The sequence below is a fragment of the Planococcus notacanthi genome (assembly GCF_030407825.1).
GTDB lineage: Bacteria > Bacillota > Bacilli > Bacillales_A > Planococcaceae > Planococcus > Planococcus notacanthi.
Window position 1 is genome coordinate 53,884 of sequence record NZ_JASDCQ010000006.1, and the last position, 13,283, is coordinate 67,166.

Genomic DNA, 13,283 nt, shown 5'->3' on the forward strand with positions numbered 1-13,283 from the left:
ACCCTCCGCTCTATACGGTTAAAACCTGTTAACATCAAATTAGCCTATTTTAACCAAAAAGTTGAAAAGAGCCCGATCAGCTTTAATAGCTGATCGGGCTCACTCTATTTATTCTGCCAACTCCAGCCACGCCACTGCTTCGCAATGAGTGGACTGAGGGAACATATCGACGGGCTGCACTTCTTTTGTGCGGTAGCCGCCGTCTTCCAATATGCGCAGATCACGTGCCAATGTTGCCGGATTGCAGGATACATAAACCACACGTGTCGGGCGCTGCTTAAGGATCGTCCGCAGCAGCTGCTCATCACAGCCTTTGCGCGGAGGGTCAACAACCAAGACATCCGCTTTCTTGCCTTCTTTGTACCAGCGCGGAATGACTTGTTCGGCTGGTCCGGCTTCAAACAAAGTGTTAGACAAACCGTTTAATTCCGCATTGCGTTTGGCATCTTCTATCGCTTGGGGCACAATTTCAACCCCCATCACGAATTCAGCCTGTTGCGCAAGGAACAAGGAAATGGTCCCGATTCCGCAATATGCGTCGATTACCGTTTCTTTTCCGGTTAATTGAGCGTATTCCAAAGCTTGGCCATAGAGAACTTCTGTTTGTTCAGGATTGATCTGGTAGAATGAACGCGCAGAAATCTCAAAACGCACATCGCCGATTTGGTCTTCTATTACATCTTTGCCCCAAAGCGTCAGGGTTTCAGCGCCAAAAATGACATTGGTTTTTTCGCTATTGATGTTTTGGACAATTGATGTCACTTCCGGAACAGTCGCCTGAATCAATTCAATGGCATGTGCCGCTTGAGGGAATTTCTTTTTCTTGGTTACCAGAACCACCATGATTTCCCCAGTAGCACGCGCTTTTCGGACCACTACATGGCGAAGCATGCCGCGGTGCGTTGCTTCCTCATAAGGCTCAATGCCCATTTCAGCCAAACTCTTTTTGAGTGACACCATTATAGCGTCGGCTTCCGGTGTCTGGATCAGGCAGATATCCGTGTCGGCAATGTCATGCGAACGCGGCTGATAAAATCCAGCAACTACTTTGCCATCTTGTGTGCCAAATGGAATCTGGGACTTATTGCGGTAGCGCCATGGATGTTCCATCCCTTTTACAGGATGTACCGGCACGTCCGGCAATTTGCCGATCCGTGTGATGGCATCGCGCACCAATTTTTGTTTGAAGGTCATTTGCCCTTCATAGGACAGATGCTGAATCTGGCAGCCTCCGCACGTGTCGAAGACCGGGCAAGGAGCTGTAACACGAAAAGGCGATGACTGTTTTATTTCAATAAGCTTTGCAAAGCCATAGGATTTCAACGTCTTCAAAACGTGCACAACTACGTCTTCCCCCGGCAACGCGCCTGGGACGAACAACGGGTAGCCTTCTACTTTCGCTACGCCTGCACCGTCATGCGTCAAATCTTCTACATGGACCGTTATCCGGTCATTTTTATTTACTGGTTTCAAAAAGTTCACTCCATTTCACATTTACTTATCATACAACAAGAAAAGAAAAAGTGCCCGTCTTAAATTCGACAGGCATAAGACATTCTAGCGAAGCGGTGTTTTTCAGCCACACTGCTGAAGTGGCTTATAACCTTAGAATTTAGGCATTAAAGTCCAGACAGGAATCAAGAACTAAAACTCTATTTAAACAGAAAAAACGCGGCAGGCAAAGGCCTGCGCGCGTCTCTATTTTTTATCTTTTGTAGCGGGGCCATCCTTCAGTGAGAACCAGAATCCGAAAATGATGGATCCGAACAAAACCAGGAATGGTGCATAAAATATCATGAAATCCTGCATGGATAATGCCTCCTTTATGCGTGGTAATCCGATTTGCCTTCGACATAATCCTTATCGAACAAGAATAAGCGGAACAATAAGTAAAGCGATGGCAGCAACAGGCATAAGCCTGCGATGAACGCGATGATCAGCGCAATGGCCATCGCTTCATTTGTAAAGCTGTCGTAAATCGTCAAATACGGATACAGCAGATATGGGTAATGCGATGCCCCATACGCAAAGAATGCGGTAAAGAATTGCCCCATCAATAAAATGAAGGCCCAGCCGTAATGGCGTTTTTTCCAAATCAAGTAGACTGTTCCCGCAAACAGCAGGAACGATACGGCGAATACCCACCATAAATCGAGGATGCGTGCAAAATGCTCCGGATTATGGCCGCGCAGTTCGTAGATGATTCCGGTTGCTGTAATGATGGCAGGACCTGCCCAGATCAATGCATATTTGCGCATCAGTTCGTTGGCTTTCAAATCGCCTGCTTTGGAAGAATACCAAGTCAGGAACACAGCTGAAATGTAAAGTACGGCCGTTAAACTCAAAACTACGATACTCCACATCAATGGGCTGGTAAATAGGGTCCAGTAATCCAGGTAAGGCTGGCCATTATCCATTTTGATGAACCCGCCTTCGGACATGGCCAATACCGGCGACAAAGCTGCCGGCAGCAATAGCCCGGACAAACCGTACATGTAGATGTATCCTCTATGGTTGATTTTTGCCCCGTAAGTCGCGAATGCGTAATAGGAACCGCGGATTGCCAGCAATATCAATGCAAGGCTCGCCGGAACCAGCAGCGTTGTGCCGTAATAAAACGCAGTCTGCGGGAAAAATCCGATAATCCCGACAAAGAAGAACACAAAGAATACGTTGGTGACTTCCCATACAGGTGACAGGTAACGTTGAATGATGCCTGTCAATATATGCTGTTTGCCGATAAATGAGCTATAGGCATTAAAGAAGCCGGCACCGAAATCAATCGATGCGACGATGACGTACAGGAACAAAAACAGCCAGAGAACGGAGATGCCGATAATTTCCAATGTCATTGTTCTTCACCGCCCTTAGCATTTTCACGTGCCGCCAATTCTTTTTCAACTGGATTGCGTCTATACATTCTGGACAAGACGACAACTGTTCCGATCCCGAGGATGATGTACAAACCAGCAAACAGGATAATCATCAAGTCCACTTGGCCGCTCGTAGTTGCCCCTTCACTGACTTTCATATGGCCTCTGAGTATCCAAGGCTGTCGTCCGACCTCTGTAAACCACCAGCCTGCTTCAATGGCGATGAGCGCCAAAGGTCCTCCGGCTACAGTCAACCAGCGGAACCATTTAGCCTGGATAAATGTCCAGCCGCGCCAAGCGGCCACCACATAGACAAAGGAGAACAATGCCAACCACATGCCGATCATCACCATCGTATCAAATAGATAATGGATCCACAGCGGCGGTATTTCATCTTCCGGGAATTCATTGAGGCCAATTACTTCTGTAAACGGATTGCTGTGTGCCAAAATGCTCAAGGCATACGGGATTTTTATGGCGTACTTCGCTTCTTCCCCGTCCAACACACCGAAAAGAATCAATTCTGCTTCTTCTCCCGTTTCAAAATGCCATTCAGCAGCCGCCAATTTTTCCGGCTGGTACTCTGCTAAATATTTGCCTGAGAAATCCCCAATCAATGCCGTGGCAATGGCAAACACCAGCCCCAGTTTCATAGTGAGGAATAAGGCTTTCTTATGATAAATATGTGTCGAACCGCGCAGCATCCGGAATGCCGCTATCGAAGCCAGTAAAAATGCACTGGTCATGAAAGCAGTCGCCATGACGTGTGCCACTTTGGTCGGCACTGCCGGGCTGAACATAGCCAGCAACGGGCTGACATTGACCATTTCACCGTTCAGCACTTCAAAACCTTGCGGCTGATTCATGAAGGCATTGACGATCGTAATGAAAACAGATGACGCTGCTGCACCCAATGCAACTGGAATAAGCAATAGGAAATGTTTCCGCTGGTCTTCAAAGCGATCCCATGTATAAAGATAAATCCCCAGGAAAATAGCTTCAAAGAAAAATGCGAATACTTCCATGAACAACGGAAGGGCAATCACGTTCCCTGCCAGCTGCATAAAATTCGGCCATAATAGAGATAATTGCAGACCGATTGCCGTACCTGTCACAACACCTACTGCAACAGTAATGACGAATCCTCTGGCCCAACGGCGTGCCAGCAAAATGTAGTGATCGTCTTTTTTCTTAATGCCCACCCACTGGGCAATCATAATCATAAGAGGGACACCTACGCCGATCGTTGCGTAAAGAATGTGGAACGATAGAGTCAATAGCGTTAGGATGCGACTCAGAAAAGCCGGATCTTGAAAGTCCAATCTACTCGTCTCCTTTTTTATGCATTTGATTCACTGTTTCTATAGTTCCTATTGTACATCAAACCCTATTTCCAAAACGCCTCCCAAGCCTTGTTTTCCAGCCAAACTTTGAATAAGGTGTGACAAAGAAAGTAAAAAGAATTGTAATTTTTCTCAATTTTTAGTATTCTAAAGAGAACAATAAAAAAGGGTGATGCAGCATGAGAACAAAACGGAAAGTATTTGCATATATCACAAGAGGCGATGAAGAAAATCGCGAATTGCTGGTTTTCGAGTACAAAGGAGAACCGGAAGTCGGATTGCAGGTGCCGGGCGGTACAATCGAAGAAGGCGAACTGTTGATTGATGCCTTATACAGAGAAGTAAAAGAAGAAACAGGATTGCCAAGCGATGTTCTTGAATTCGTCGGGAAAATCCATAAGTATACCTACTATCCTGAGCATCAGGACAAAGCGTATGAACGGAACATCTTTCAATTTGAATACACAGGTGAACCGGTCGAACAATTTGAACACACCATTAAAAGCCATGGCCGTGACAATGGCATGACCTTGCTGTTCCGTTGGGAACCAATTAAGAACCTGCCGCAGCTTGCAGCAGAACAGGACAAAGCCATCGAACTCCTGTAAGCAAAGGATTACTTGAGTTTATAAATATAAAAAGCTGGAAAACGGAGAGACACTCCATTTTCCAGCTTTTTATTTGCGGTCATGTTCCTTTAATGAATCAAGCGGGACATACATTTCAATATGGCTTGCCAGGTTTTCAAATACCGCCGGCAAGACGCCGCCGTATTCCCCATCCAAATTCAAGAGCACCCGTTCTTCTGTCGTCACTGTAATTTTACTGGCTTTCGCATAAATGACATGAGGGTCCGACAAATGCTCTCCCCGCAAAGCCAAAGAGGCAACACGGATAAACTCCGCCATATTGAGCTCTTTCAAAATCAGCAACGTGAATTTGCCGTCATTGATGCTGGCATCTGGTGCCAGTTTCTCAAATCCACCAACCGAATTGGTCAAACCGATTAAGAACATCATGGCACTGTCATCAAAAATCTGGCCATCGTATTCAATTTTGACGCGCGAAGACCGGATGGAAGGCAACATTTCGATGCCTTTCAAATAATAAGCCATTTGGCCAAGAACCGTTTTCAGTTTGCTTGGCACTTCATAAGTCAACTCGGTGATTCTTCCGCCGCCTGCAATATTGATGAAATACCGATCATCGTTCATCAAGCCGATATCCACTGGAATTGAATCCCCTTTGAGAATAATATCAACGGCCTTGTTGATATCACGTGGAATATGGACAGCGCGCGCAAAATCATTCGTCGTCCCCATCGGTATCAGGCCCACTTTCGGCCGCTTCTCAAATTTAGCAATCCCTGAAATGACTTCATTCAGTGTGCCATCTCCTCCGACGGCGATCACCAAATCAAAATTTCGTTCTACGGCAACTTTAGCAGCTTGTATCGCATCACCTTCACAAGTCGTTGCATGACAGGAAGTTTCGTATCCGGCCTGTTCCATTTTCTCCAGAACCTCGGGCAAATGTTTACGGAATAATTCACGGCCGGAAGTTGGATTGTATATTATGCGTGCACGTTTCATCAGATTCAGCCTTTCTGGACTTCCTATAAAAATAAGTCAGGAAAAATTTGTGGACTCCTTGTTAACATTGTCCTGCAGGATGTCTGTCCTTTTTTGTGGACAGCGTCCCTTGTTTATTTTAAGGCCGTTTCAAATGCCTTGCGCAAATCTTCATAGACAATATTCCAAAACTCTTCGTTGTAAACAAAGCCATCTGAAATTTCACTAATGACCGTCTTCATGTGAAGGTCGTATTGCGGATCTTCCTTTTCAGGCAGAACCGATTTCTTCTCATCGACGAATTCCTGCACTTTAGATGCTCGCGGGCCCCAGTCTCCCAATACCCGGCCATCTTCCGACAGGAGGATGTATTTCGGAATGGAACGTCCTCCATTCGTTAAATAACGATCCATCAATTCCAAGTTTTCGTCACGGTATACACAATGGACATCCAAGTCAGCCGCATCCGCGATTTTCCGCAAGATGGCATTGTTCATCATGGCATCCCCGCACCAGTCTTCTGTAATGACCAGTACATGAGGCTTTTTCTCTTTCAGCAACGCCATGAATCCCGGATCCTCAGGCAATTCAAACTTTTCGTATATACTGTAAGACTTTTGTTGATTTGACTCCATTTGAGCCATGTAACTTTCCAACGTAATGCCTTGTGCAAAATATTCCTGTTCGGTCATCATCTAATCACTTCTCCTTTGTCTGCTTTACTGGTGGCCAGCCGGGCGATAACCCCGTTTGGATCTTTTCCAAATCCATAATGAATTAAGAAAATTCCATTGACTGTAATTTCGCTTTATCCTCAGTTTACTGTTCTCCAGCAAAGTCTTCAAGGCTCAGATGCAGAAATAGCCTTTTCCAGCGCTTTATTCGAAGAATTAGCACGACACTCGTTTTAAAGACGACTCGGCCCCATGCTAAGTTCCCCAGAGCTATGGCCAGTCTAAATACTCATATTTTGTACCTGTAAATCGATAAAAAAAGAGCGGCCCTTTACGGACCGCCCTTTTACTAGTGGTATCTTTTATCGTTTTGCAATTTCTGCAAGAAGGATTTTATTGAGCAATGGCGGATTTGCCTGCCCTTTCGTCTGCTTCATGATCTGCCCGACAAGGAAACCGATCGCGCGGTCTTTGCCGTTTTTGAAGTCTTCAATCGATTGTGGGTTGTTGTCGAGTGCTGCTGTGACAAATTCACGCAATGTGTTTTCATCTGAGATTTGGACAAGCCCTTTCGCTTTGACGATATCGTTCGCGTCGCCGCCTTTTTCAATCAATTCCTTAAAGACTTTCTTGGCGATTTTAGATGAAATGGTGCCATCCGTAATCAATTTGATCATGCCAGCCAAACCTTCAGGAGTCAAAGCCGTATCTTCCAGCTCTTTTTGTTCAGCATTCAAGTAAGCTGATACTTCACCCATCAGCCAGTTCGAAGCCAGTTTGGCATCAGCGCCGGCAGCTACTGTCGCTTCAAAGAAATCGGAAATTGGTTTTGCCAATGTCAGAACCATAGCATCGTACGAAGACATGCCAAGCTCCGTAACATAGCGGGCTTTGCGGGCATCCGGCAATTCCGGAATTTCAGCACGGACGCGCTCCAGCCATTCATCATCAATGACAATGTCGACCAGATCCGGTTCCGGGAAGTAACGGTAATCATCAGATCCTTCTTTGATGCGCATCAACAAGGTTTTGCCTGTTGATTCGTCGTAGCGGCGTGTTTCCTGTTCGATGATCCCACCTGATAGCAGAACCTGCTCTTGGCGAATCTGTTCGTGCTCAATGCCTTTGCGGACGAAGTTGAATGAATTCAAGTTCTTCAATTCGGTCTTCGTGCCGAATTCATCCTGGCCGAACGGACGAAGCGAAATGTTCGCATCGCAACGCAGCGAACCTTCTTCCATGCGTACATCTGAAACACCTGTGTACTGAATGATTGCTTTGATTTTTTCCAGGTAAGCGTAAGCTTCGTCAGCTGTGCGGATATCAGGTTCCGAAACGATTTCGATCAACGGTGTCCCTTGGCGGTTAAAGTCGACCAAGGAATGGCCATTGCCGGTATGCGTCAGTTTCCCTGCATCTTCTTCCATGTGAAGGCGCGTGATGCCGATGCGTTTCTTCTCGCCTTTTACTTCGATTTCAATCCAGCCGTGTTCGCCGATTGGCTGATCGAATTGAGAAATCTGATAAGCCTTCGGGTTATCCGGGTAGAAATAGTTTTTCCGGTCGAATTTGGTATGGCGGGTAATTTGGCAGTTTAATGCAAGTGCAGCTTTCATTGCCCAATCCACTGCCGTTTTGTTGACGACTGGCAGAACGCCTGGATAACCAAGGTCAATCACGTTTGTGTTCGTGTTCGGCTCTGCGCCGAAATGAGCCGGTGCAGGAGAGAACATTTTGGATTCTGTTTTAAGTTCTACATGGACTTCAAGTCCGATGATCGTTTCAAAGTTCATTTTGCTGCTCCCTCCCATGTTTGAGGAGTTTTTTTATGGAAATCGGTCGCTTGCTCAAAAACATCAGCCACACGATATACGGTTTCTTCGTCAAAATATTTCCCGATGATCTGCAAGCCAAGCGGCAAGCCGTTGTCGAATCCACAAGGAACGGAAATGGCAGGTACGCCAGCCAAGTTTACTGGAATCGTTAAAATATCATTGGCATACATCGTCAATGGATCGTCGATGATTTCACCGATTTTAAACGCCGGTGTCGGCGTTGTCGGACCGATGATGACATCGTATTTTTCAAAAGCATCATCAAAGTCTTTTTTGATCAGCGTACGGACTTTTTGTGCTTTTTTGTAATATGCATCGTAATAGCCTGAGCTTAATGCATAAGTGCCAAGCATAATGCGGCGCTTGACTTCATCGCCAAAGCCTTCAGAACGGGTATTCATGTAAAACTCCAGCAGGCTTCCGGCTTTTTCCGTGCGGTAGCCATAACGGATGCCGTCAAAGCGGGAAAGATTGGAAGATGCTTCAGAAGAAGCCAATAGATAGTAAGTCGCCAACGCGTATTTCGAATGAGGAAGTGAAATCTCTTCACAGATGGCGCCTCTTTCTTCAAGCACTTTCAAAGCGTCAAGAGCAGCTTGTTTTGCAGCTTCGCCGACACCTTCACCAAAATACTCTTTTGGAACACCAATGCGCAGTCCCGTAATGTCGCCTGTCAAGGCAGCAGCAAAATCCGGAACTTCTACATTGGCAGAAGTTGAATCCTTGTCATCATGCCCTGAAATGGCATTCAACAATAAAGCATTATCTTTAACGGTTCTTGTGATCGGACCGATTTGATCCAACGAAGAAGCGTAAGCGATCAAGCCAAAGCGCGAAACACGGCCATAAGTCGGTTTCATGCCAACTACACCACAGAATGCAGCAGGCTGCCGGATCGATCCGCCGGTATCTGATCCCAGAGTGAATGGTACTTCTCCAGCAGCGACTGCAGCAGCAGAACCGCCTGAAGAACCGCCTGGCACTGTTTCAAGATCCCATGGGTTTTTCGTTTTCTTGTAATACGAGTTTTCATTGGAAGAACCCATTGCGAATTCATCCATATTCAATTTCCCGACAGTCACCATTCCAGCTTCTTTCAATTTTTCTACAACCGTTGCGTTATAGATTGGATTGAAACCTTCTAGAATACGGCTGGAAGCTGTTGTTTCCAAGCCTTCTGTTACAATATTGTCTTTTACTCCAATCGGCAAACCAAATAACGGCCCGCGTTCAGCAAAAGGCACTTTGTCCATTTCTGCGGCCTGTTCGGTTGCGCGTTCTTTGTTCAATGCAAGAAATGCATCCACTTTTGGTTCAAGAGCTTCGATGCGGTCAAACGCCTGTTGCGTCATTTCAGCAATCGTCGTTTCTTTTGTATGTATCATTTCCTGCAATTCTGCAGCTGTTTTATCCACTAATGACATCTATGGTTCCTCCTTCCGGTTATTCCAGGATTGTTGGGACTTTTACTTGTCCGCCTTCATGTTCTTTTACGTTTTTCAACATCAATTCGCGGTCCAATCCAGGGATGGATTTGTCTTCGCGCAATACATTGACCATCTGCAAGACATGAGTGGTCGGCTCGACGTTTTCTGTATCCAGTTCATTCAGCAACTCCATTGCATTCGTAATTGCTTCCAATTGATCTGCAAAATGCTCCGCTTCTTCATCAGTAATTGCCAATCTCGCCAAATGAGCGACTTCGATTACTTCTTCTTTAGTCATTTTCGCCATTTTTCTACACCTCCGGATTCAGTAAACATACGCTATATCATAACATTTTTCTAAAAAAATGAATAGGGACAGCCGCATGGCCATCCCCGTTTTCATGCAATTTATTCGTAAATGTGAACAAATGGTTCGGTTTCTCCTGCTTTTCGCAAGACCAACGCTTCTGGTCCGTTGGTAGAGGTTACACTGACTTCGATCAGTACGTTTTCAGGGAAATGATCCACGACCAGTCCCGTGACATATTGTGTAAATCCGATCACTTCGGCAGCGCCATAGAATTGGATTGGGATTTCAATCTTTAATTCTTTCAATTGGTTTTCCTGATAATGACCAGTACCGATGACACTGGTGAAATTGGAAAAGTAGATTTCAACGTCCTGCTTGAAGTTGCGGAATGCCGTATCGATATCACGGTAACGTTCATCCGAACCGGAAGTAGGAAACAACACGTTGTTTTCGTTTACTGCGTTCCAGCCGGCAATAGCTTGTTCGCCTCCCGGGGCAGCACCATATGAGAAGTAGGTTCCGGGCACCATAGTATTTCGCGAGTTTTGTTTAAAGAGACCCACTACAATTGGAACGTCTCCCAAACCTTCTTTTTCACGCAGGCGCTTGACGATTTCATCAGCCATGCGCTTGCCTTCTTTTTCAATCTGCTCTTGTGGAATTTCCTCTTCATAGGCGATATCGTTTTCCGAACTGTAGTAAACCGAGTTCAATGCAAGCCCGACCGAAATTCCGCCGAGCCTTATGGTGTCTTCTTTTGTCTTCACCAAATAATTCTGTTCAATGACATGGGCAAGGATTTCCGCAGGCGGACGTTCGCCTGCTTTCTTTTGCTCACCTGAGCGGCCGTCTGCAGGATTCAACCCCGCCGGATTGTCTTTGCTCGTACGCTGCAGCCAAGAAGTCACATCTTCATCAGTGATCATTTGGCCTTCCTGAAAATAATAATCGTCAGGAGAAAATTGCTTCTGCGACAAACGCAGCAACCCGTTTTCGGTTTCGGCAATATCATAGCGGGAGTTCAGCCGATTAACGATTTTCCCTCTTGTAGCGCTTTCCTTATATGGCAGAAGTGTACGGTAAAACTGATCGTCCAACTGCATGCTTGGAATAATGGCCGTCTCGACTTCTTCTTTTTCATTTATCACTTCCGCTTCCTCATCAGTCCCGGAAGGAACACATCCCGTTAACAGCAGCAAGCTGATCGGAATCCACCATATGCGTTTCATCTTAAAATCCCCTTATTTATTCAATTCCTCAATGAGACGTTCTTCGTCCCAAATGGCCACCTTCAGCTCGAGTGCTTTGTCGAGCTTGGAGCCCGCCTCTTCACCGGCAATCAGCAAATCGGTTTTCTTGCTGACGCTTCCTGACAGTTTGCCGCCGAGCGCTTCAATCTGTGCGCTGGCTTCCTGTCGCGTCATTTGTTCCAATTTGCCAGTCAAAACGATTTTCTTGCCTGCGAAAGCATTGGCGCCTGCCTCTACGCGGATGCGTGTGCCGGTGTATGTTAAGTTGACGCCTGTCTCGCGCAAACGTTCCATCAATGCGCGAACTTCTTCATTATCAAAATACGTGACAATGGAATCGGCCATCTTTTCGCCAATTTCATGGATTTCAACCAGTTCTTCCTTGGACGCTGCCATCAGCTGTCCCATGGTTCCGTAATGCTCGGATAGAATGCGGGCTCCTCTTTCGCCAACATGGCGGATGCCCAAACCGAACAGCAGCTTCTCCATTGAGTTGCTTCTGGAAGCATCGATCGCCGCAATCAGGTTGGAAGCTGACTTATCGCCCATGCGATCCAACTCAAGCAATTGGTCCTTGGTCAGTTTATAGATGTCGGAAATATCCCGGATCAGGCCTTCCCGGTATAATTGCTCAATCACTTTTTCGCCCAGCCCGTCAATATTCATGGCATTGCGGGATACAAAATGAATCAGCCCTTCCGTTATTTGTGCAGGGCATTGCGGATTGACGCACCTAAGGGCTACTTCTCCTTCAATACGGACAAGCTCGCTGTCACAGGCCGGACAGTTTTCGGGCATCTCAAAAGGAAGTTCTTCTCCTGTCCGCTGCTCAACGATAGCCGAAACCACTTCCGGGATTATATCTCCCGCTTTTCGGATAATGACTTTGTCGCCGATGCGAATATCTTTTTCCTTAATTAGATCTTCGTTGTGCAATGAAGCCCGTTGGACAGTCGTTCCTGCAACAGCTACCGGATCCAGTATGGCTGTCGGCGTAACGACACCTGTCCGTCCGACACTCAATTCAATGTCGCGGACAATGGTCATGACTTCTTCTGCAGGAAATTTATAGGCAGTGGCCCATTTCGGGCTTTTCGCTGTAAATCCAAGGTCCTGCTGATGAAGAAAACGATTGACTTTGATGACGATGCCGTCAATTTCATAAGACAGCTTGGTCCGGCTTTCTGTCCATTTCTCGATATAAGCCAAAACTTCTTCCACAGTTGAACACACTTGGCGCTCCTGATTGGTCTTGAATCCGAGCTCACTCAGGTAATTGAGCGATTCATCATGTTCAGTCAAACCATAGGTCTCTCCGTCTCCTCCGATTCCGTAGATGAAGACGTCGAGATTGCGGCTTGCTGCAATTTTCGGGTCCAACTGGCGCAGTGAACCTGCTGCCGCATTGCGCGGATTGGCAAACAGCTCTTCACCGCGTTCTCCCCGCTGCTCATTCAAAGCATGGAAGGATTTTTTCGGCATGAAAACTTCGCCGCGCACTTCAAGCGTCACCGGCTGCTTTAATTTTAAAGGAATTGCACGGATCGTCCGCAGATTGACGGTTATGTCTTCACCGATACGGCCGTCTCCGCGTGTTGCGCCTTTGACGAATTTACCGTCTTCATACATCAGCGACACGGCAAGTCCATCAATTTTCAGTTCACAGACATATTCGATTCCGTTTCCAGCTCCACTGTGCACCCGTTTATCGAATTCACGCAGATCCTCTTCGCCGAAGACGTTCGATAAACTCAACATCGGCCGCTCATGCGTCACTTTGTCGAAATTGGAAATCGGCGTTCCGCCGACGCGCTGTGTCGGCGAATCCGGAAAAATCAAATCGGGATACAGTGTTTCCAAGTCGATCAATTCATTCAGCAATTGATCATAGATGGCATCCGGTACAGCCGGCTTATCCAATACGTAATAAGCATGGCCATAGTTCCGGAGCAGTTCGTTCAGTTCATTTACACGTTCTTCCGCTTTTATGCGATCCATAG

Annotated in this window: 12 protein-coding genes; 1 reads left to right on the forward strand and 11 read right to left on the reverse strand. The window is 46.4% G+C overall.

Translation table 11 applies throughout. From position 1 onward, the window contains the following. Positions 1 to 108: 108 nt before the first annotated feature. The 4 genes from rlmD to QMA01_RS16635 all read right to left on the reverse strand — a co-directional run bounded on the left by rlmD (position 109) and on the right by QMA01_RS16635 (position 4,195). The gene (gene rlmD, locus QMA01_RS16625; RefSeq protein ID WP_191716809.1) at positions 109 to 1,473 is read right to left on the reverse strand and encodes a 23S rRNA (uracil(1939)-C(5))-methyltransferase RlmD; all 1,365 of its coding nucleotides are present in this window, start codon (positions 1,471 to 1,473) and stop codon (positions 109 to 111) included. Between the two features lie 225 nt (positions 1,474 to 1,698). Next, positions 1,699 to 1,809, reverse strand: a complete 111-nt coding sequence (gene cydS / locus QMA01_RS18230; RefSeq protein ID WP_404825543.1) for a cytochrome bd oxidase small subunit CydS family protein — start codon at positions 1,807 to 1,809, stop codon at positions 1,699 to 1,701. Between the two features lie 14 nt (positions 1,810 to 1,823). Then, on the reverse strand, positions 1,824 to 2,852 hold the full coding sequence (locus QMA01_RS16630) for a cytochrome d ubiquinol oxidase subunit II (RefSeq protein ID WP_191716810.1): 1,029 nt from the start codon (positions 2,850 to 2,852) through the stop codon (positions 1,824 to 1,826). Continuing rightward, positions 2,849 to 4,195: a cytochrome ubiquinol oxidase subunit I gene (locus QMA01_RS16635; RefSeq protein WP_191716811.1), complete on the reverse strand. Its 1,347-nt coding sequence runs from the start codon at positions 4,193 to 4,195 to the stop codon at positions 2,849 to 2,851. Before QMA01_RS16635 ends, QMA01_RS16630 begins: the two co-directional genes overlap by 4 nt. Positions 4,196 to 4,395: 200 nt before the next feature. Here QMA01_RS16635 and QMA01_RS16640 point away from each other — a divergent pair, with 200 nt between their 5' ends. Continuing rightward, positions 4,396 to 4,824, forward strand: a complete 429-nt coding sequence (locus tag QMA01_RS16640) for an NUDIX hydrolase (RefSeq protein ID WP_191716812.1) — start codon at positions 4,396 to 4,398, stop codon at positions 4,822 to 4,824. A gap of 69 nt (positions 4,825 to 4,893) precedes the next feature. Here QMA01_RS16640 and QMA01_RS16645 read toward each other — a convergent pair whose 3' ends face one another. From QMA01_RS16645 to ligA, 7 genes are all read right to left on the reverse strand, one after another. Next, a complete protein-coding gene (locus QMA01_RS16645) occupies positions 4,894 to 5,808 on the reverse strand; it encodes a diacylglycerol kinase (RefSeq protein ID WP_290187126.1) in 915 nt (304 codons plus the stop codon). A 113-nt stretch (positions 5,809 to 5,921) separates the two neighbouring features. Then, on the reverse strand, positions 5,922 to 6,482 hold the full coding sequence (locus tag QMA01_RS16650) for a thioredoxin family protein (protein ID WP_290215517.1): 561 nt from the start codon (positions 6,480 to 6,482) through the stop codon (positions 5,922 to 5,924). Positions 6,483 to 6,823: 341 nt separating this feature from the next. Beyond that, on the reverse strand, positions 6,824 to 8,254 hold the full coding sequence (gene gatB / locus QMA01_RS16655; protein WP_191716815.1) for an Asp-tRNA(Asn)/Glu-tRNA(Gln) amidotransferase subunit GatB: 1,431 nt from the start codon (positions 8,252 to 8,254) through the stop codon (positions 6,824 to 6,826). After that, positions 8,251 to 9,720, reverse strand: a complete 1,470-nt coding sequence (gene gatA / locus QMA01_RS16660; protein WP_191716816.1) for an Asp-tRNA(Asn)/Glu-tRNA(Gln) amidotransferase subunit GatA — start codon at positions 9,718 to 9,720, stop codon at positions 8,251 to 8,253. The genes gatB and gatA overlap by 4 nt, the downstream gene beginning before the upstream one ends. A gap of 19 nt (positions 9,721 to 9,739) precedes the next feature. Beyond that, entirely contained in the window at positions 9,740 to 10,030 is a 291-nt protein-coding gene (gene gatC / locus QMA01_RS16665; protein WP_146559265.1) for an Asp-tRNA(Asn)/Glu-tRNA(Gln) amidotransferase subunit GatC, read from the reverse strand. A gap of 101 nt (positions 10,031 to 10,131) precedes the next feature. After that, a complete protein-coding gene (locus QMA01_RS16670; RefSeq protein WP_191716817.1) occupies positions 10,132 to 11,262 on the reverse strand; it encodes a CamS family sex pheromone protein in 1,131 nt (376 codons plus the stop codon). A gap of 12 nt (positions 11,263 to 11,274) precedes the next feature. Beyond that, positions 11,275 to 13,281, reverse strand: a complete 2,007-nt coding sequence (gene ligA, locus QMA01_RS16675; RefSeq protein ID WP_290215518.1) for an NAD-dependent DNA ligase LigA — start codon at positions 13,279 to 13,281, stop codon at positions 11,275 to 11,277. Positions 13,282 to 13,283: the final 2 nt, after the last annotated feature.